Origin of the sequence: Robbsia andropogonis, from assembly GCF_000970345.1 — a bacterium.
GTDB lineage: Bacteria > Pseudomonadota > Gammaproteobacteria > Burkholderiales > Burkholderiaceae > Robbsia > Robbsia andropogonis.
Genome location: NZ_LAQU01000014.1, coordinates 126,489 through 146,463, shown reverse-complemented (window position 1 = coordinate 146,463; position 19,975 = coordinate 126,489). Strand labels below are relative to the sequence as shown.

General features: G+C 57.6%; 22 protein-coding genes. 7 read left to right on the top strand and 15 right to left on the bottom strand.

Features of this window, described 5'->3' with window-relative positions; translation table 11 throughout:
- Window positions 1-24: 24 nt before the first annotated feature.
- Both WM40_RS14645 and WM40_RS14640 read left to right on the top strand, forming a co-directional pair.
- On the top strand, window positions 25-996 hold the full coding sequence (locus WM40_RS14645; protein ID WP_046153208.1) for a DUF6492 family protein: 972 nt from the start codon (window positions 25-27) through the stop codon (window positions 994-996).
- 216 nt (window positions 997-1,212) lie between these two features.
- A complete protein-coding gene (locus WM40_RS14640) occupies window positions 1,213-2,352 on the top strand; it encodes an acyltransferase family protein (RefSeq protein WP_046153207.1) in 1,140 nt (379 codons plus the stop codon).
- Between the two features lie 84 nt (window positions 2,353-2,436).
- Here the strand turns inward: WM40_RS14640 and WM40_RS14635 are convergent, their stop codons facing one another.
- The gene (locus tag WM40_RS14635) at window positions 2,437-3,345 is read right to left on the bottom strand and encodes a cation diffusion facilitator family transporter (protein WP_046153206.1); all 909 of its coding nucleotides are present in this window, start codon (window positions 3,343-3,345) and stop codon (window positions 2,437-2,439) included.
- Between the two features lie 182 nt (window positions 3,346-3,527).
- On the opposite strand from WM40_RS14635, the gene WM40_RS14630 reads away from it, so the two are divergent.
- The 3 genes from WM40_RS14630 (at window position 3,528) to ppnP (ending at window position 5,428) form a co-directional block, all read left to right on the top strand.
- Entirely contained in the window at window positions 3,528-4,310 is a 783-nt protein-coding gene (locus WM40_RS14630; protein WP_052738332.1) for an SDR family NAD(P)-dependent oxidoreductase, read from the top strand.
- A 220-nt stretch (window positions 4,311-4,530) separates the two neighbouring features.
- Window positions 4,531-4,797: a hypothetical protein gene (locus WM40_RS14625; RefSeq protein WP_046153204.1), complete on the top strand. Its 267-nt coding sequence runs from the start codon at window positions 4,531-4,533 to the stop codon at window positions 4,795-4,797.
- A 310-nt stretch (window positions 4,798-5,107) separates the two neighbouring features.
- Window positions 5,108-5,428: a pyrimidine/purine nucleoside phosphorylase gene (gene ppnP, locus WM40_RS14615; protein ID WP_024904681.1), complete on the top strand. Its 321-nt coding sequence runs from the start codon at window positions 5,108-5,110 to the stop codon at window positions 5,426-5,428.
- Between the two features lie 23 nt (window positions 5,429-5,451).
- On the opposite strand, the gene WM40_RS14610 is transcribed toward ppnP, so the two are convergent.
- From WM40_RS14610 to WM40_RS14580, 7 genes are all read right to left on the bottom strand, one after another.
- Window positions 5,452-6,477: a 2-hydroxyacid dehydrogenase gene (locus tag WM40_RS14610; protein WP_046153231.1), complete on the bottom strand. Its 1,026-nt coding sequence runs from the start codon at window positions 6,475-6,477 to the stop codon at window positions 5,452-5,454.
- 321 nt (window positions 6,478-6,798) lie between these two features.
- Window positions 6,799-7,884, bottom strand: a complete 1,086-nt coding sequence (locus WM40_RS14605; protein ID WP_046153230.1) for an amidohydrolase family protein — start codon at window positions 7,882-7,884, stop codon at window positions 6,799-6,801.
- Between the two features lie 37 nt (window positions 7,885-7,921).
- Window positions 7,922-8,620: an RraA family protein gene (locus tag WM40_RS14600; RefSeq protein ID WP_046153202.1), complete on the bottom strand. Its 699-nt coding sequence runs from the start codon at window positions 8,618-8,620 to the stop codon at window positions 7,922-7,924.
- A gap of 3 nt (window positions 8,621-8,623) precedes the next feature.
- A complete protein-coding gene (locus WM40_RS14595; RefSeq protein ID WP_046153229.1) occupies window positions 8,624-9,328 on the bottom strand; it encodes an amino acid ABC transporter permease in 705 nt (234 codons plus the stop codon).
- Window positions 9,329-9,333: 5 nt separating this feature from the next.
- Window positions 9,334-10,029, bottom strand: a complete 696-nt coding sequence (locus WM40_RS14590; RefSeq protein WP_046153201.1) for an amino acid ABC transporter permease — start codon at window positions 10,027-10,029, stop codon at window positions 9,334-9,336.
- A 36-nt stretch (window positions 10,030-10,065) separates the two neighbouring features.
- The gene (locus tag WM40_RS14585) at window positions 10,066-10,896 is read right to left on the bottom strand and encodes an ABC transporter substrate-binding protein (protein ID WP_024904686.1); all 831 of its coding nucleotides are present in this window, start codon (window positions 10,894-10,896) and stop codon (window positions 10,066-10,068) included.
- Window positions 10,897-11,010: 114 nt separating this feature from the next.
- On the bottom strand, window positions 11,011-12,213 hold the full coding sequence (locus WM40_RS14580; RefSeq protein WP_024904687.1) for an aminotransferase class I/II-fold pyridoxal phosphate-dependent enzyme: 1,203 nt from the start codon (window positions 12,211-12,213) through the stop codon (window positions 11,011-11,013).
- 151 nt (window positions 12,214-12,364) lie between these two features.
- Here WM40_RS14580 and WM40_RS14575 point away from each other — a divergent pair, with 151 nt between their 5' ends.
- Window positions 12,365-13,087 (top strand): IclR family transcriptional regulator, encoded by a 723-nt coding sequence (locus WM40_RS14575; protein ID WP_046153200.1) that lies wholly within the window; start codon window positions 12,365-12,367, stop codon window positions 13,085-13,087.
- A gap of 164 nt (window positions 13,088-13,251) precedes the next feature.
- A complete protein-coding gene (locus WM40_RS14570; RefSeq protein ID WP_162199077.1) occupies window positions 13,252-13,755 on the top strand; it encodes a type III secretion system chaperone in 504 nt (167 codons plus the stop codon).
- Window positions 13,756-13,795: 40 nt separating this feature from the next.
- Here the strand turns inward: WM40_RS14570 and WM40_RS14565 are convergent, their stop codons facing one another.
- From WM40_RS14565 to mdcA, 7 genes are read right to left on the bottom strand one after another with little or no spacing between them, the layout of a single operon-like run.
- The gene (locus WM40_RS14565; RefSeq protein ID WP_046153198.1) at window positions 13,796-14,728 is read right to left on the bottom strand and encodes a malonate decarboxylase subunit epsilon; all 933 of its coding nucleotides are present in this window, start codon (window positions 14,726-14,728) and stop codon (window positions 13,796-13,798) included.
- Entirely contained in the window at window positions 14,725-15,600 is an 876-nt protein-coding gene (gene mdcB / locus WM40_RS14560) for a triphosphoribosyl-dephospho-CoA synthase MdcB (RefSeq protein ID WP_046153197.1), read from the bottom strand. The genes WM40_RS14565 and mdcB overlap by 4 nt, the downstream gene beginning before the upstream one ends.
- Window positions 15,597-16,280, bottom strand: coding sequence for a malonate decarboxylase holo-[acyl-carrier-protein] synthase (gene mdcG / locus WM40_RS14555; RefSeq protein ID WP_046153196.1), 684 nt, complete (start codon window positions 16,278-16,280; stop codon window positions 15,597-15,599). The genes mdcB and mdcG overlap by 4 nt, the downstream gene beginning before the upstream one ends.
- The gene (mdcE, locus tag WM40_RS14550) at window positions 16,267-16,983 is read right to left on the bottom strand and encodes a biotin-independent malonate decarboxylase subunit gamma (protein WP_046153195.1); all 717 of its coding nucleotides are present in this window, start codon (window positions 16,981-16,983) and stop codon (window positions 16,267-16,269) included. The genes mdcG and mdcE overlap by 14 nt, the downstream gene beginning before the upstream one ends.
- On the bottom strand, window positions 16,970-17,899 hold the full coding sequence (locus WM40_RS14545) for a biotin-independent malonate decarboxylase subunit beta (protein WP_046153194.1): 930 nt from the start codon (window positions 17,897-17,899) through the stop codon (window positions 16,970-16,972). The genes mdcE and WM40_RS14545 overlap by 14 nt, the downstream gene beginning before the upstream one ends.
- Window positions 17,896-18,213 (bottom strand): malonate decarboxylase acyl carrier protein, encoded by a 318-nt coding sequence (mdcC, locus tag WM40_RS14540; RefSeq protein WP_024904695.1) that lies wholly within the window; start codon window positions 18,211-18,213, stop codon window positions 17,896-17,898. Before mdcC ends, WM40_RS14545 begins: the two co-directional genes overlap by 4 nt.
- 13 nt (window positions 18,214-18,226) lie before the next feature.
- Window positions 18,227-19,873: a malonate decarboxylase subunit alpha gene (gene mdcA, locus WM40_RS14535; RefSeq protein WP_046153193.1), complete on the bottom strand. Its 1,647-nt coding sequence runs from the start codon at window positions 19,871-19,873 to the stop codon at window positions 18,227-18,229.
- Window positions 19,874-19,975 lie beyond the last annotated feature (102 nt).

The window sequence follows — 19,975 nt, the reverse complement described above, 5'->3', positions numbered from 1 at the left end:
GTGTCGAACCAGGGTTGATGCAACATGCCTCAGATCAGCGCAATTTTGCCAATCAAGACCCGTGGTAGACACTACGCGGACAATATCGGTCGCTGCGATATTCTGTTTTCGTCATTGCGCCATTTTGCGGCGCCGGGAACGTTTCATCGTTTCGTGTTGGTCGTGCCCCATGAAGAGGTCGAAGAGGTCAAAGGCTATGCAAAAGCATGGTCGGATTTTCCGATCGAAGTGGTTGATGAATCGCTGCACATGCAGATCTTCAGCGAATTCTCCCAACGCCATCAAATCCGGAACTGGCATCGCCAGCAGATTATCAAGCTATACGCATCGGCATTGATCGAAACGGAATACTTCGTTGTCTTTGATCCGGACTGCTTTGCCACCCATCATTTCGACATCGATGCATTGATCATCGACGGCAAGGCATTGACCCATTTGCAGCCGCGCAACGTGGAACCGTACTATTGGGAAGCGTCAGCGAAGCTGCTCGACGTCGATCCGCACCTCGATCGTACCGGCGTCTGGTGGACGCCTACCATTTTATCGAGGACGCTTTGCCTCAAAATGCAGGCACGCCTGGAAGCGATACATGGCACCGACTGGCGTCGCGTACTGCTTGCCAACTATGCGGTGGATTGGACGGAGTACACGTTGTATTGGTTGAATGCTGAGCGAGAAGGCCTGTTGGACCAATATCACACGACTCCTATGCCGGGACAGCGTGCTTTGCATGCCGACGAGAGCGTATGGTTTGCCGACAAGATGGAAGAATGGGATGGTGGACACCACTTCGCCGCGGATAGCAATGGCATGTTTGCTGTGGTCCAGAGCAACACGCACATTTCGCCACAACGCGTTCAGGAAAAGTTGTCTCCGTTTTTCCCCATTACGATCCAACCTTACGAACGCCACATCGATCCCGCGCTAAAACGTGCGGAACTGTATTCGGCAGTAGTGCGTCGTGGATTGAAATTCCTGAAAAAATGGCGAGCTTGATCGCGTCCATTGTTTTTACCCAAGCATTCAATCGCGCAAGGTTGTTGTAGGGAATAGAAGAAAGACCTGACTTTCGCGTGGTCCGGCCTTTCTTACGGTTTCGCGTCTATTGCCAAGGCGGATGCCGCTATCGGTGAATTCACACGTTTGCCAAGTGTGATTAGAGGGTGTCATTTCCGTTGCGCGGTTTACCCGACGTCCTAGAGCGACCTGACTATGAAGCAGAAATTGGTCGGCATAGAGATCCTGCGATTTCTATCCGCATTCGCGGTCCTGATATGGCACTACCAGCACTTCTATTTCGTGCTGCCGTCAGACGAGATCATGGCTACGCCAAGCGAAGAGCCATTCTCGCACTTGTTGCGTCCTCTATATGATTTTGGCTGGTTGGGTGTTAATTTCTTCTGGACAATTTCGGGATTCGTTTTTTACAGCCAATACCTGACAAAGGTGTCGACGCGGGAAGTATCCGGCCGCGCTTTCATCATTCGACGCTTCTCGCGACTCTATCCGCTACATATTGTCACGCTGCTTATTGTGGCAGCTTTACAGTACGTTTACTTCCACGAAGAAAGCCATTATTTCGTATACGCGTACAACTCCCTCTACGATTTCTTCGTCAATGTCATCTTTGCTTCAGGATGGCTCACACCCTACACCGATTCGTTCAATGGCCCTGTCTGGAGCGTCTCCACCGAACTGGTCATCTATCTGGTCTTTTTCCTGGCGGCGCGCTATCTGCGCATTGAAATGACCGGCACCCTGTTTCTGATCGTGATATCGGCTGCCGTGAGTATCGTCATGGTGCTTCATCGGGTAAAAGGTCCCGAGTCGAATGTGTTTTTCTGCGCCTTTTACTTTTTCCTGGGCGGCGCGGTGCATCTGCTGGTTCAACGGATGCGCGGCCTGATAGCCCGGCGACGCAAGGAATGGATCACGATATGCATGCTGATCTACCTTGCGTTGATCGCATTTTGCAGCACGTTTGGCGCGACCAAGTATCTCGTTGCCACCGTTGGCGCACCGGTCTCGATCTTCCTGCTGCTCGTTATCGAACCGTATATTCCAAGGCGAAGCGCAGGAGTGATCATGTCGCTTGGCGACACGACGTACGCAAGCTACCTGATTCATTTCCCCATCCAGTTGACGACCGTACTCCTGTTACATCTATGCGGTTTGGATAGCGCGACCATCGCGCACAATCCGGCCTTCCTCGTCATCTATCTAGCGGTTGTCTTCAGTCTGGCGCACCTGGTTTTCATCGGATTCGAGAGACCGGCGCAGCGCACGCTTCGTCGCGCACTGAGATCGCGACCAGATGTACCATCGACACACGATAAGCAGCGTCTTCCGTAGCGCTTACGACGAGATTGATCCGCGTGACTTGATCGTTCCGTATGGCGCGCCGCGATTGCGCAATCCACTCGGCGGCCGCCGAATCTATTTCACGAGGTCATCGAGGCGCTCATCCTCGATACCCGCTGGTTCGAGATGCGCTGTCACATCGGCAGCGGGGTATAGGCTTTGCACCGCCTTTTCGGCGTCATCGCAGATATCATGCCCTTCGCGTACGGTCAGCGCGCCATCAACCTCGAGATGGAAATCGACGAACACACGATCGCCACCATGGCGCGTCCGAAGATCATGTACCGCACTCACGCCTGCGCATGCGCGCACGGTCTCTTCTATGCGCACACGTTCAACTGCGTCGAGCTCGCGATCCAGCAGTTGCACCAACGCGTCTGACGCCATACCACGCGCACTCCAGAGCATATACAGCGAAATCGCGAAGGCGCCAATCGCATCGGCGCGATTCCATCCCAGATAGTGCTGCAACAGCAAAGCGATCAACACCGCCCCGTTCACGGCCACATCCGTCACATAGTGCGCGCGGTCGGCGGCAATCGCGGTCGAACCCGTTCGATGAACGACAAGCGTTTGCATTCCCACCAGCCCCACGGCAACGACGGCGCTCACCACGATGACGCCTATCCCCAAACCGGTCTGGTTCAGTGGTTCCGGAAAAACGATGCGTCCGGCGGACTCGATCGCGAGACCGATGGAGGCGGCTGCCAGCAACATCGCTTGAACAAACGCGGCAACTGCCTCTGCCTTACCATGACCATACCGATGTCCACGGTCAACGGGCTGCGCGGCGTAACGGACCCCAATGAACGTCGCCGAAGAGGCAATGACGTCGACAAAGCCATCGGCGGCCGACGTTAATAATGAAATCGACCCCGTCTCGCGCCACGCCCAGACCTTTATCACGATCAAGCCCACGGCAACCCCCAAAGCCACGAAGGAAGCCATGCGACGCAGCGCTGCATCGGACATACGTTCAAACATCGGTCGGGTTCCTTTTTTGCGGAATCGTAGTACCGGCTGGGCGACGCCATTTTAGGGTAATTACAGCCTCACCGCACTACATCATAGCGTGGAGGGCGTGTGGCCGACCGGGGGCTGTCGCATATCACCTTGCTGACAATCGATTAGTATAGGATTACACAGTGACTACGATGAGATGCGCAATGTCAAAACGGTTAGCATTGGTGACGGGGGCATCAAGTGGCCTGGGTGCGGAGTTTGCACGCGCGCTGGCGCGGCGTGATATCGATCTTGTTCTGGTGGCACGTCGAGAAGAGCCAATGCAGCAACTGGCCGATGAACTGCGACAGCTACACGATATTGATATCCATTTGCATTCATTGGACCTTGGTGTCACGGGCAGTGCGGCGGCATTGCGACAATGGCTCGCCGATCGCGGGCTTACCCCCGATATCCTGATAAACAATGCCGCATTCGGGCTTGCCGGTCGTTTCGTGGATCAGGACCCGGTGCGCATCCGGCAAATGCTCGAACTCGATATTATCAGTCTTGTTGAACTGACTCACGTCTTCGCTCGCGACATGGTTTCGCGCAATGGTGGACATATCTTACTGGTCGGCAGTCTGGCAGCATACCAGCCAGACCCGTTATTGGCGGCCTACGGTGCGGCAAAGAGTTTCGTGCTGTCGTTCGGCGAAGCGCTGCACGTCGAACTCGCGCCCACGGTGGGGATTACCGTGGTGTCACCAGGGTTGATGCAAACCGAATTTTTCAACGTTGCAAATTTTCACCCTGGCGCCGCGCTTCGCCGGGGGATGCTACCGGCAGCAACCGTCGCGGAAGAAGGGATCAAAGCACTATTTGCAGGGAAACCAAGCATTGTCGTTGGCGGTCTTAACCGACTATCCGCTATCGCGGTGAAATTTCTCCCGCGATCGATTGTGGCAAAGGTTGCCTATCGCCTCAGCAATCACAGCCAGCGCTGATCGATTGCCTTATTGAAACACACGGATAAAGTGCGCATCAGAACAGTCTGCGTTCGGGAGACCGCCCCTGGCAGTCATGTATTACATCGCGACCTCAAGAACCGTGCCATCCGCGCGTCTACCCATCGCGGCAACATACTCCCGGCAATACCAGCATGTTGTATCCCGCGGACACACGTTGATATCACAGACCACACAATTGCCCAGGACAGTCAGGCCAATGCAACGCGTGGTGGTCGTGGTAAACAATGAGGTTTACGCAAACCTGTTCGCGCAATCATCGGGCATGGCTTACATCCACACCTTGGAAGATGCCATTCAGAATCAATTCGCACAGCACGGGATCGCCGTCAAGATCGTCGAGTCAAACTCGACCGACTTATCCAATGGTGTAGGGCAAGCAGTGGTCCAGATTAAGCCAGCCCATATCCTGCGCCTGGCAGTCGTGGAGACAACGCATTACGATCGTGCAATCTCTCCCTCCTAAGCACAATGAATCTTCGATGTCGAACAGGAAGATCTGAATGCGATGACAGCGGTTTCGACCGCACCCGATGGCCCACACAGACATGTGTTCACTTCTATCTATCGCGGACAACATTCCGTCCCGGCATGCGTACGCATTATCCGTCTGCCCAACATGCAGCAATCGTGCACGAACAAGCTGATTGAACAATTCATGACGGACACCCGTCACGTCGGCATTTCCCATTGACCGCGTCTTCATGTTATTTTGCGATGCTGGCGAACCTCGGCCTTTTAAAATCTTATCCTCTACCCGTTTAGGACCTGATGTCATGGCGACAAATGCAGAATTCGAGAACGTCCGCGTTGTGAAGCGGGCTAATGTGTATTTCGAGGGAAAGTGTGTGTCGCACACGGTAATTTTCCCCGATGGTTCAAGAAAAACGTTGGGCGTCATCCTGCCAGCCACCTTGAACTTCGGAACCGAGGCGCCCGAATTGATGGAAGTACAAGCAGGCCGTTGTCGCATTCGCCTGGCCGGTAGCGACGAGTGGAATACATACGGCGAAGGGCAATCTTTTTCCGTACCAGGCAATAGCCGATTCGATATCGAGGTAAGCGAAACCCTGGACTACATCTGCAGCTATCTTTGAGTAAGCGCCGGCAGAAACGTCCGCTAGCCCTCCTTACCTGCCCGGGCGCGCATCACACCCTGCAGGGCGGCTGCATCTCCATGCACCACGTTCAGCAGCGGTTCGCCGCGCGCAAGCCGATTGATATTCTCACCGATAAAACCGTAACGGCGTACGAAAAGACCTTCAGTCCAGGCTGCCGAATGCGGTGTGCATATCGCATTCGGCAATGTATCGAACCGATGCCTGGACGGCGGCACGATATCGTCGGTGCCTACCGGATACTGATACCAGACGTCAAGAAAGGCCGCACCAAGGTGATGTGACACTAGTGCCTCGTAAAGGGCATCTTCGTCAACGATCATTGCCCGCGATACATTGATAAGCACCGCCCCCTGTTTCATTTGCGCAAACGCGTTCCGATCAATCATGCCCCGCGTGGCATCATCCAGCGGACACGCGATCACCAGATAGTCCGACATCTGATAGAGCGCCGTCACGTCATCACGTGGCATCAAGCGATCAGCGGGCAGCGCAGTCGCACCGCTGCCTGTGCGGCTGCTCAAGGCCACCACCTTCATCCCGAACGCACGTGCCCGCGTTGCGATAGCCTGCCCGATGCGTCCGAAACCGATAATACCGAGCGTCTTACGGTAGAGCTCACCATGCGGCACCCGCGCGCGGTAACTGTCGGACCAACGCGCGTTATCGAACGCGGCACGGATGGCGTCGAGTTGAATCTCGTGCTGCAGCATGGCCAGCAACGTATATTCGGCAATCGGGATTTCGTGCTCAAACGCATTACACACAACGGTTCCAGCTCGCAACGCATCGAAAACAATACGATCGAGTCCCGCCCCGGGTACATGCAGCAGGGGGACATCGGGCGCCGCGCCAGGTGCACGTTGGAAACGCATCGCAACCAACACGTCGGCACCACCTATTTGACTGTCATAGCGGGCATCGTGGGCAGCGGCGGTAGGTAACGCAATGAACTCGGCGGGCGTATCCAGCGCAGCGGCAATTTCTTGCTGGTGGCTGGCCGCCTCCCCGGTCATGACGATCTTCACATTCTGGAATCCGCAAACGCTGGGATGAGCAGCTCGATAGCGTGCAAGAAAAAACAAAGGCAGGCGCCGCGATATACGCGTTCCGCTTGCTTGCAAGCACACAATCTTATCGAGATATCACTGGAAAAGGCGACGAAGTCCAAATTTTTGGCGAAATAAGGGACTTTAGGAGAAAACGGCCAGTTGTACGAGCCATACAACGCACTAATCGGCGTATATCTGTCGATTTTCCGCCCAGGCGCGTTCCTCCTTCTGCTTTTACGCTGATGACATTGCGTTCGCGAGGGGCTCGGGCCTCTTCCTCGATGCTCGCGAAGCGCATCAATTGGTCTCATCCTCCATCGAAGCAGCAACGGTGTCGAGCCGATACAGTCGTTTCGCCGTGCCGCTAAAGAGCGCCGTCCGCTCGTCCCGGCTGGCCTCCGTCGCGAGCCGCTTGAAAGCATTCCACAGTGTTTTGTAACTGAACATGCCTTTGTCCACGGGAAAATTGCTTTCAAACAAGCAACGCTCCGCACCGAATAATTCAAGTGCTGTCCGAAAGTAAGGGCGCCACGCATTCGCCAGGTCCTCGGAAGACGGCGGCAGGGCACCCTGTGCGAAGTTGAATCCGAAAACCGGCATGCCCGCACCACCAAGTTTGAGGCATGTGTTGGGCAAGCGGGCAAGTTTCGACAAACTGTCACGCCAAGCGGTCAGAACGTTGGCGCGTTGATTCATATAAGGACCCACGCCTACCGGGCCGCCGAAATGATCAATGATCACCTTGACATCCGATGCCTGTCGCGCCAACGCATAGACCTCATCAAGTTGCGTATGGTAGGCCCACACATCAAGCGACAAGTCATGACGCGCCAACGTTTGCACACCGCGCACAAATGCCGGGTGCTGCATCAAGTCGCGTGGCGGCGTGGCCGGGCTCGAACGAACCGCGCTGTCGCCATGCCAAGCAACAGGATTGCGGATGCCGCGCAACCGCCCCCCCGACACGGCCAGCATCGTTTCCAGCACCCTTTGCAAGCGGCCGTCGGCCGTGGTGGCATCAAGCCCCGCCAACGTCAGATCCGCGCCGCCAACTATCGCGTCGCATAAGCGCGTGTGCCCATAGAGGCCACTTCGCGTCATCGCCGCAACGCCATTCGCGAACTCGACCTCACCAACCGGCTTCATCGCATCCGGACCATCTGCGCGCAGCATCGAACGGCATTGCACGTACACGGTGGCAATGATCCTGTGCCCCGATTCCGTATCGGACAGCATCTCGTCGGCGAGATAGCGATTCCCGGCGCGATCCCATAAATGATGATGCGCATCGACAATCGGGAGATCGGGATCGATCACCGCCTCATCCCGTAATGCCAGCCACTCGGCGCGAATCGGCAAATGCGGTGTGTTGACGTTTTTCACTATGCGAATCCTTGTCGAACGCAGGGTATCGATCGAATCAAAGCAGTTCGTCTTTTCCAATCATTCCAACGGCACGCAGCGCATCCGGCAGCCATGCGGCGCGCACATCGCCTGCGCGAATCGCGGCAATCCTCGCTGTTTCCGCAGCCACTTTATGTTCCGCGAGTTCGAGAATATGAACAACATCGGAGCGCGGAATCACCACGACACCGTCCGAATCACCTACGACCAGATCTCCCGCATGGACGGAAGCGCCTGCGATGGAAATCGGCTGGTTGACGCGTCCGGCAACGCTCTTCGTCGGGCCACAAGGATTCAACCCTGCGCAGAAAATCGGAAAAGATCCGCCAGCCAGTTCCTGGGAGTCTCGCACCGCCGCATCGATGACAAAACCCGCCACGCCGGTTGCCACAGCCTGTGTCGACATGATCTCGCCGATCAGTGCACAGCCCAGGTCGCCTTTGCCATCGACGATAATAACGTCACCCCGCTGCGCAATGGCGAGCGCCGCGTGAATGGCAAGGTTGTCCCCAGGACGGACCTCAACGGTAATGGCTGGCCCTGCAACTTTCATATGCGGCGACATCGGCTTCACACGACCGTACAACGTGCCGCGCCGTCCGGCGACATCCGCCAGGATCGCGGCCTGGAACTGGCTGGCACGTGCCACCAGTTCGGCGGATACACGTTCGACATTCCGAACGATTGCATCAAGTCCATTCGTTACTGCAGTCATTATTTATCCCGAGAGCGCGGCGGTACCGGCGCGCCGTTTCAAAATGTTTTTTTCCAAGGCAGTTGCCGCTCGCGTCAAGGAGAAGCAGATCACGTAATAGACTGCCGCCAGAACCGCATACACCTGAAACGGCTCGGTCAGCAAATCGGCATTGATCGCATTGGCCGAAAAAGTCACCTCCTGCGTACCAATCAAATAGGCCAGCGCCGTGTTCTTCACGATCAGCACGAATTGATTCAAGATACTGGGAATGGCATTGACCAATGCCTGCGGCAGGATGATCAACCACTGCGTGCGCCAATAGCCGAGACCCAGCGCGCGCGATGCCTCTCCCTGTCCCTTCGGCAAGGCGCCTATGGCGCCGCGAATTGCTTCTGCAAGATACGCGCCTTCATAGACCACCAATGCCAAAACAACCGTGACGGCCCCGGGAACGCGGACGCCGGTCAACAACGGCAAGACGAAATAGGCCCAGAAGATGATCAGCATGACCGGAATGCCGCGTACGCAAAACACATAGGCGCTCGCAACCCGGCGGATCACGGAATAAGGAGACTGGCGTGCGAGCGCGACCAGGATCGCCACCGGGAAAGCGATCAACAATGCCGCGCTCGCCATGAGTAACGTGGCCGCGATACCGCCCAACGGCCCGTGGGGGTATTGACCAATCAGCAGCAGCAGGCCGTAGTTATGCAGTATGTCTAGCATCGCACTCACCTTTGCGTCGACTTTTGCAAGCTACGCTGCAATATGCCGCCGGATGCCGCGATCATCGATGTTCCCGCCAGGTATACAAAGGTGGCAATGAGATAGCAACCAAAGGTTGCATAGGTCTCGCCTTCAATCTGCCGCGTAACATACATCAATTCCCCCACGCCGATGGCCATCGTCAATGCCGTCGCCTTGAACAAGCTCAACGTCTGCCCGATCAAGGCAGGGAGCGCGGCGCGCACCGCTTGCGGAATCAATATGAGACGCATGGTCTGCAGATACGAAAGCCCGAGTGCACGTGCCGCTTCCTGCTGGGTATGCGGTAATGTGCGAAAGCCGGTGCGCAGGTCTTCGGAAATATAGGCCGAGGCGTTCAGCGCCAAGCCAATGGATGCGAACAGGAACTGCGCATTGTGCGCGTTGACGTAGCCTTGCCAACTGTCCGGCAATACCTGTGGAATGCCGAAGTACCACACCAGCAATTGCACAATAGCCGGAACGGACCGGTGATAGCTGACAAACACCTTGACGAGCGTCGCCCCCGCCAAAGTACTTGCGGCACGAATAACGGTAAGCAGAATACCGAGCACCATGGCAGACACCCACGCGATACCGAAGAGCTCGACCGACACCAGCAAACCGTGCAGGAATTGAAGCCGAAAGTTACCCGTGAGCAAATCCGGTAGCGAAGAAAACATGGCTGCACTCGTCAAATGGCATGACCTGAAAAACGGTTACTGGAAGTCAGCTATCGGTGTCACTTTTTTGGCACGCACCATGTTGTACTCCGTCGACGGGCCATACCATTTATCCCAAATAGCCTGCATACGGCCATTCCGCTCCATTTTATCCAGCGTCTTGTTGACCGCATCCAGCAATGCCGTCTCGCCCTTCTTCACGCCAATGCATTCTGGCTCGTAATGCAAGGTTTCTTCCAGGAAGTGTGTTTTACCCTTCGAGCGATTGCGGAAGCGGACCGCTGCAGGTTCGGACATCGCCATACCCTGCGCCTTGTTCTGCATCAGCGCCATGAAAGCAGACGGTGCATCGTCAAACGTCACTACGTTGGCACCGATGAGCTGTTGACGCGCATACAGCTCCGGTGTCGAGCCGCGAATCGCGCTCACCTGTTTGCCGGCGAACTGAGCGAATTTTTCGATACCACTGTTATTCTGGACCAGAACCGTGATAGGCGTCTGATAGTAGGCCGACGAGAAATCGATCTGTTTCGCCCGCTCCTTGGTGTAACCCAACGCCGCCGCGACGATGTCTACACGCCCCGTTTGGAGCGCAGGAATACGCGCATCGACAGACACGGGAACAATCTCTACCGAAACGCCGAGGTCCTTGGCAATGTCCGTGCAGACATCGACGTCCAGACCAACGGTCTTACGCGTGGCCGGGTCCTGATAACCGAGCGGTACGCTATCTCCCAATACGCCACACACCAGCGTCTTTTTCGTCTTGATGTCTTGCAACTGATCGGCGCGGGCCAGGTGCATCGCACTCGCGCTTACCAGACAAGCGGTCAGGAAGCTCGTCTTGAAAATTGTCTTGTATTTCATACTCGAACCCTTAATCAGCGAATGTTGGAATGCGACGAACGATAGGGACACCTTTTAAAATCGCAACGCCATGAGAGGCATGCCGAATCCGATCGTAAAAAGTCACAATGCGGTTCAATGCAACGCACCTAGCGCAAGTGCGATACGATTGCAGCCTTCGCGGATACGCTCAGACGATGTAGCGAACGACAAGCGAAGATGGGCTGAAAGGCCGTAGGCGCCGCCGTCCAACACGGCGACCTGAGCCGCCTCAAGCAAATACATCGCCACCTCTTTATCGGTGTGCAAGGTCTTGCCGTGCGGCGTGATTTTGCCAATGCAGGCGCCGCAAGCCGGATAGACGTAAAACGCGCCGCCCGGCGTCAGACAATCGAGGCCGTCCACTTCGTTCAGCAAGGACACCATCAAATCGCGGCGCGCGGTGAATGCCTCCAGCGACGAGGCAACGAACGACTGCGAACCCGTCAGTGCAGCCACCGCCGCCGCCTGACTGACCGCGCTGGCGCCACCGGTGCTTTGCGACATTAGCTTGTCCATGGCGGCAATCAGCGGGCGCGGACCACCGGCATATCCAATCCGCCAGCCGGTCATCGCATAGGCTTTAGATACGCCGTTGATGGTCAGCGTACGGTTCCATAGTGACGGGACCGCAGCGGCAAAGCTGACGAACGTCGCGCCGTCATACGTCAAATGTTCGTAAATTTCATCTGTCATCACCCACACATGCGGATGACGCTCAAGAACCGCCCCGAGCAATTGCAATTCCGCAGCGGAATACAATGCGCCGGTGGGATTATTCGGGCTGTTCAGGATCAACCACTTTGTCTTCGGCGTGATCGCGGCTTCAAGTGCGTGCGGCGTCAGCTTGAAATTATCCGCCTGCGTGCAAGGCACGATAACAGGCGTGCCGCCATTCAGCAGCACGATGTCCGGATAAGAAACCCAATACGGCGCAGGAACGATTACTTCATCCCCCTCTTCAACGGTTGCCGTCAGCGCATTGAAAATGACGTGCTTCGCGCCATTAGCGACAAGCACCTCGTTACGCGCGTATTGCAACATGTTTTCACGCAAGAATTTCGCGCAGATCGCATCACGAAGCGCAACGGTCCCGCTTGTCGCGGTATAGCGCGTCTCGCCGCGTTGCGCTGCGTGGTAGGCCGCCTCCGTGATATGCGCTGGGGTATCGAAGTCCGGCTCGCCGGCGGTGAAATCGACGATATCGTGTCCGGCTGCAATGAGTTCGTTTGCCAGCGCCTTCGCCGCGACGCTGGCCGATGGCTTGATTCGCTTGATGCGCCCGGCCTCGATCGACAATGCCACTTTCCCACTCCTTGAGTGTGTACAATGTACACGTACAGTGTATTATGTGAACAAATATAAGACAGAAAAAATGGTCGGGCAAGATTTATGTGCATTCACTACACCCCACGATTACCCTGTACACGATTTCATTCAAGGAACGAATATGAGTAACGAAGGTGTCGCAGCCGTGGAGAAGGCGCTGGCGTTATTGGATTGCTTTACGCCCGCACACCAGACGTGGACGCTTGCGGCCCTGGCGAAACATGCGGCAATGCACCGTACGACGATCTATCGGTTGATGAATTCTCTCGAAAGGATGAACTACGTTATCCGTTCGGAATCCGGCGATTATTCTCTTGGTCCGCGACTGCTTTATCTTGGAAACTTGTATGAAGCATCTTTCCAACTGGCGAATCTGGTCAAACCGGCCTTGCTGGCCCTATCTCAGGAAACCGGAGAAAGCGCCTCCTACAACGTGCTTGAAAATGGCGAGCGGCTTTGTTTATTTCGGGTGGAACCCCCGGTGGGTTTGAGGGAAACGCGACTGCCAGGCACGTCATTGCCGCTAGACAATACGTGCGGCTCACTGGTAATCAGACATTGGACTCAGGACAGCACGGCGGCATTGCCAAGGCCGTTGCCATGGTTCACATCGCGTGAGCGCGATGAATATACGGCAGCGTTCGCTGTCCCGATATTTGGCGAAAATAATGCATTCATGGCCGCGATGACCCTTTCCGGACCCGTGGCCAGAATGGAAGCTGCCCGCGCCGAGAATCGTTACGACGCACTTTTGCTCGCCACGGCCGCATCCCTGTCTCGAAAACTGGGCGCATCGACGGCGTTTTGCGATCACCTCTTCAAGCAAGCAATGAGTAACACGTGACGCCACGGATCATCTCACCGTGCGTTCCGCTCTGAAATCACGCCGCAGGCGCGTCCCTCTCAGGCAATAGGGGAACCACTTTGGCAAGCAGGTCACCTACGACCTATGGCGCGAAGACACGTCGTGTCTTGCGTTGCGGCCGCGCGCCCACCATGCGCTCGGTGATGTCTGGCCACCCAACGGTGTATGAACACAGCCTGCACGAGGTCGAGATGAACTTCGCTGAATTATTGGCTGCTTTAGGTCTGGAAGCGCGATTGGATCTGAAAGAGGCGGCAAAAACGGGCAGTTGCACGATTCAATTCGACGAGTCGTTGGAAGTCACTCTGGAAGCGGAGGGCCAGGACGATGCGCAAACCGTCGTGCAAATTCAAGCGACCATTGGCAATGTACCGGTGTCGAATCGGGAAACCATTTTTGCCCACCTTCTTCAAATTCATCTGTTCGGCCTCGCGACTGCGCAGTCGCATTTTGGCTATGACCCAAAATTGGAGCGCGTCATCTTTTTCAAGACCATGATGCTCGAAAATCAAACCCGACAAGAAGCCATTAACGCGTTGGAGAGTTTCGTCAATCAATGTCTGCATTGGCGCCATTTCTTGCCAAACATCGCAGAGCACGGCAATGCATCAGGTCACCCCGGCTTGACGACGCAGCAATCGGTGTGACCACCATGCAGGTCACACCTCGGGATTGCGGCGAAGCGCCTCAGGCAGGTGACACGCGGGCAAGCCAAGTCGACAAGCCTTCCATCGACCGGAAGTCATCGACACTGCGCGCGGGAATCAACGGATAGGCGCCAGCTGCGATCTCCGCCAACGCACGGCCAGGGCCTAGCTCAAGAAAAGCAGTCGCACCTGCTTCGACGCAAGCAGCCATGCAGGCGGCCCAGTCGACGGGCTCGCCAATTTGGCGCGCAAGCTTGTCCAGGCCGTCGTTCGTATCAAGAACGACTGATCCGTCGATACCGCTGAAAAGCCGCGTGCCCGCCTTGCCTCTCCCTATCGCTGCTTTGCCGAGTGCCGCACGAAACACAGGCACGGCGGCGGCAAGCCGATGGCTATGAGATGCGACGCGTACCGGCACCGTCACGACTCTCGTCGCACCTGCTTCGCGCGCGCAACCGGCAAGTGTTGCCAACGCGTCGGTTGCGCCGGCCAGGACATACGCGTCCCCAGGATTGATGATGGCGATATCGGCATCGTGTTCGGCGCAGAGCGCATCAAGGCTTTCCCGATGCAAGCCCCGTACGAACAACAGGCCTTCGTTACCGTGGCTCGCCGCATCCATTGCGTCTGCGCGTGCGACGATGAGATCGAGCGTATCGATGGCACCAAGACATCCCGCGACATGCCAGGCGGCAACCTCGCCCACACTATAGCCGGCAACGATGATGCGCGCCGGTAGCGCAGGGCCGATACGCGCGAACGCGATGATGGCATGCAGCGTACATAGCAACTGCGCCGCGCGATTGCCCTGCAAGGCGTCGGCACTTGCATTGCGTACCCAATCACGCGGGTCCTCTCCCAGAAAGCGCGCGGCATGTGAAAATAGCGGCGCGGCCCGCGATTCGTCGGCAACAAAGTCAAACATCCCGGGATGCTGATGCCCTTGACCAGAGCATAGGATCGCGACGGTCATGACGGTGTCTCCTGGTCAAACGCGGCCGCGAACAAACTCATCGCAAGCAGATCCGCGGCACCGCCGGGACTCAGGCGGCGCGCGACAAATGCGTCATGCGCGGCGCACGCATGCGTCAACCAATCGGATGCACCAACGCCGCCCCTGTCGAGAAATGCCCGCGCAGTCTGCTGGGCAAAGGCAAGACCCGCCTCGCCGCCGCGATGCAGCAGATTCGTGTCGATGACCGAGGCAATGAGGGCGAAGCAAGCATGCACGCGGGCGGCAGCCGCGTTCCCCGGACAAAGCAACGCGCCTTCGCGAAGCGCCGGGACGCCGACGCGGTATACGCTTTCGAAGCCATTTGCCGCTTCCTGACGCGCCCCGCCGGCACCGTATCGCCGCCCGGCAACTTCGCCATGGCTATTCGATGCGCGCGGACCGCCGAGAATGTCCTCTCCCCAATAACGGCGAACGCACTCACCTAATGTCGGCATGGGAAGGGCGTGCGCGAACACGTCATCCGCAGCACGACGACCCGCTGCCGCGCAGAGCAAGCCGACACCGAAGATCGCGCCGCGGTGCGTATTCACGCCCCGCGTCGCGGCAAGCATGGCGTGCTCCGCCCGTATGCCGATGCGACGCAACGTCGACATACCGGACTGTGCCGCTCCTGCTCGCGCCAGTTCGGAAAAATAGGGTTCGATAGCGGCGGTGCTGGACGCAAAGGTCTGCGCGTCCATGTCGTCGTGACTACCCGTGTCCACCCAACTGACAAGCCCTGGCTTCGGCCAGGTGTCGATCTCAAGTCGCAAGCATTGCGCCGCTGTATAAGCGATGGCGTCAGCATCGCTCGCGACCTCATCGTTCGCACAGACGTTCAGGCCAATCATGTCTTCACCTCGACAAATTCGCGTGCCGGTAACAACACGACGTCTGTCGCCCGTTTCACAACGACATCGCCCTTCGCCTCATGCAATTCTCGCCAATTTACCCCGGCCCCATCCGCGCGAATGATCTCACCGTCGATTCTCATCGGTGCAACGGCAGCACAGCGCGCGATGTCGGATAGTAGCGTATCGAGCGTGCGCGTCACGTTGTCTCCTTGCGGCAAATCGAACAAAAGGTCCAGATCGGAAGCCGCGCTCAGATAGGGCAGACTCGTCAGCCCTTGCCATGCAAGACTGCCGAACGCACGGCATTCCACCCGATGTCGACTGGAAAGCGCACAGAGTGCATGGATCGTCGCACGCCAGTGATCAGGCGCAACATCCACCAACGAGGCGAGTGTGGGCGGTGCCGCGACCGACACGATCCGATCCCGCGGGACGACTACACTGATTCGGCGCTTGCCTGCTGAAGGCGGCAGGGGCAGGCCGAGCGGGACGCCCGCTCCTATTGCAGCATCGCATGCGTTCGCACGACGCGCCATCAACGGTCTTCCCGCTTTCACCCAGTCTCGAATCAGAGCTTCGTTCGCAAGCGCCGGCTGGGTCGCAAGACACGCCTCCCACGCAGCGTGCGAAACACGCACGACCGTATGCCGCGCGATGACAGCGTCAGATAGCGTCATGCGCGAGTGCATATACGCGTTCGGCAATCCGCGCGGCAGCCTGGCGTCCGCCTCGCGACTGCCCCAGAAGGCCGCGCCCGTCGGCGCGCTCAGCAGGCGCTTCGAGCCATCGCGCAAGTTGTCTTGCCAACGGTTGCGCGGGGTCGAGCACTTCATCCACCGCCCCTGTTTTTGCCAAGTTATCGAGCCCCGGCGCAAACACAGCCGTCGATTTGGCCTTCTCCTGCAATGCCTCGATCGACAATTTCGTCACGCGCGACATGGACGGTAAATCCATCACGGCAGGCTCGGCACCCGGTAAGGCAACGAGCACACGCGTCGCCAGTGCGGTAGCAATAAAGGCACCGGCCGCCGTCTGTCCATAAAGCAGGCCTACCGTTTGATGACCATGAAGACTGGCAAGCAACAGGCATTTTGCAAGGTGAGATAGACATTCGTTCAAGCCGAGCAACTCGTCCCGCTTGCTCATCCGCTGACTTGCGCTATCGATCAAGACGAGGATCGGCGTATCGTCTCCCTGGCGAATTGTCTCGAGCACGCGTTGCGAAAGCCATAGCGCTTCGTCAACGCCGATGAACTGGTGGTTCGACATGCCGATGACATCGACCGTTTGTCCTTCAATGGTCGCCGTCCCGGAAAGAAGCCCATCGTCGCGCACGGAGATCGTATGATTCAGGGCGCTGAGAATCTCATCGAGCGTCATGTCGCGTCTCCTGTAAGCGTTCCGCCAATGTGGAAAAAGTGTCGCAAGGCATCGCCGGAATGTCCTGGACCTCGCTGTCTGTCGCACCCAATGCACGCCACACATCCCGGGCGTCCTTGGAAGCGCCGAAAGTGGCGATACGTTCGTCCAGTCGGCGCTGCTCCGCTTCAAGTGTCGCCAGTTCGAATGGGGCGTGCTCGGCAAGCAATGCCAGGGCGGCATCGCGAAATGCGGTTACGGTATCGTCGACAAAACGTTCAACAGCACCGATGAGTCTTCGATGCTTGCCCCCCATTGTGCGCCAGACAAGCGCGCGGTCTTTTGAGTCGAATTCATCAGCGCCACGATTGGTCTCGATGACTTCCGGACCCGACACACTGATGCGCCCTTGCTCGGAAACAGCCAGTGCCGAACAACATGCCGCCAGCAGTCCGCCGCCGCCGTAGCATCCGGCGCGGCCTCCGATAAGGCCGAGCACCGGCACGCCGGCAAACCGCGCGTCGACCACCGCACGCATGATTTCAGCAATGGCGACCTCGCCTGCGTTGGCTTCCTGCAAACGCACGCCGCCCGTATCAAACAAAATAAGGACGGGCACCGTGCGCGCATCCCGGGCGGCACGTAGCAGACCGGTCAGCTTTGCACCATGCACTTCGCCGACAGCCCCTCCCATGAATCGCCCTTCTTGCGCCGCGACAAACACCGGACGACCGTCCAGGCTTGCCCGCCCGACGATCATGCCGTCGTCGAATTGACGCGGCAGATCGAAGAGTGGCAAGTGCGGACTCCATTCACGCTCGGACGGGCTGACGAATTCGACAAAACTCCCCGCATCCACCAGGCCATGAATGCGTTGACGGGCAGATGCTTCATACCAGCTGGCATTCTCTATCGGTTGATCTACGCGAACGTTCATTGTTCACCTCGTTCGATTGCGCGAACAGCTTGAGCAAGACGTAGCGCGACGGTATCGGGGCGTGCCCCTCCGTCGTTGATGGACAATCGCAACCCACCCGGCGACCGGCGCTCGACGAAATCGTCGACAACGGCCTGCCACACCTCTCCAAAGCCGATCGCCGCCGTCTGTATCTCGATTTCGCAGGCACTGCCGGGGAGCACACGCTCGGCGAGCACTTCGAGATTACCGGAAGCCACAACGCCGACCAGCGCTGATGTCGATTCGCCCGTCACGCGCTCGCGCGCGGTATAACGATAACTTAGCCGTTCCATTGCCTACCTCTCGTTACCAATTGCGAAACCGCGATGGCGGCGCGTATAAACCACCGGACCAATGCACCAGATCTTTCACCGAGCGCGCGGCCAGAAGGCGTCGATCCGCATCGAGAGGGTCGACCCCCAGATCCTCTGGTCGCCGAATCACCCCGCGCTCCCGCAATCGCTCGACGAACCGGCGGTCACGCCCTCGCCCCACCTCGGTGTAGCCTGCAACGCCACGAATGGCCTGCTCGCGCTCATCCGCATCGCGACATAACAGCAGATTGGCAATGCCTTCCTCGGTGACGACGTGCGTTACATCGTCGCCGTACACCATCACCGGCGCGAGGTCCAATGACAACTTGTCCGCGAGCCGCAAGGCATCGAGCTTTTCGACGAACATCGGTACGTTTTTGTCACCGAACGTCTCGCCAATTTGCACAACCAGCTTGCGCCCACGCCGCAGCGCGGCAGGGGTCTTCGGATCGGCCTCGGCGCCTGCCTTCAGCCATGGCTCGCTTGGGTGCCGCCGGCCTCGCGCATCACTGCCCATATTCGGCGCGCCCCCGAAACCCGCGATACGTTCAGCGGTCACGGTAGACGAATGACCTGACAAGTCGATTTGCAGCGTTGAGCCGATGAACATGTCACAGGCATACAGCCCGGCCGTTTGACAGAACGCCCGGTTGGATCGCAGTGAACCATCGGCCCCGGTGAAGAACACATCGGAGCGTGCACGGATATAGTCGTCCATACCGACTTCCGACCCGAAACAGTGGACTTGTTCGACCCATCCGGATTCGATCGCGGGAATCAGCGTGGGATGCGGGTTGAGCGCCCACTGCGTGCATATTTTTCCTTTCAGGCCAAGCCGCTCTCCGTAGGTGGGCAGCAAAAGCTCGATCGCCGCCGTGTTGAAGCCGATGCCGTGATTGAGCCGCTTGATGCCATATGGCTGATAGATGCCCTTGATCGCGAGCATCGCGGTCAGGATTTGCGTCTCGGTAATTGCCCCAGGGTCGCGCGTAAACAGGGGCTCGACGAAAAACGGGTGGCCCGCCTCCACGACGAAATGCACGCGATCGCCCGGGATGTCGACGCGGGGCACCTTATCAACTATCCGGTCAACCTGGGCAATGACAACGCCGTCCTTGAATGCCGTCGCTTCGACCACGGTAGGCGTATCTTCCGTGTTCGGTCCGGTGTACAGATTGCCGTCGACATCGGCGCTGACCGCCGCGATGAGCGCGACGTTTGGCGTCAGATCGATAAAGTAGCGTGCAAATAGCTCCAGGTAGGTATGCACTGCACCAAGTTCGATGCGTCCGCCAAACAGCAACTTCGCGATTCGCTGTGACTGCGGTCCCGAGTACGCGAAGTCCAGTTTTTTTGCGATACCGCGTTCGAACACGTCAAGATGTTCGGGCAGCACGATGCCGGACTGCACCATATGCAAGTCATGGATCTTCTTGTTGTCTACCCCCGCAAGCGCGGTCGCGAGTAAATCCGCTTGCTTCTGGTTATCGCCTTCAAGGCATACGCGGTCGCCGGGTCGCAGCACGGCCTCCAGCAATGCGGTGACATCTTTCGCCGCGACCCGCTTTCCTCGGGCCACGTGCGCACCTGCGGCAAGCCGGGCATCACGCGCCTGCCGTGCTTGATTCCATTGAGCCATTGCGTTTCTCCTGCGAAACGGGACGAGTTAGGATCATTGTAGGGTATCTCTGCAAGCGGATTCATGACGTTATCGAATGCGCCTAGAGGCAAGATCGTTAGA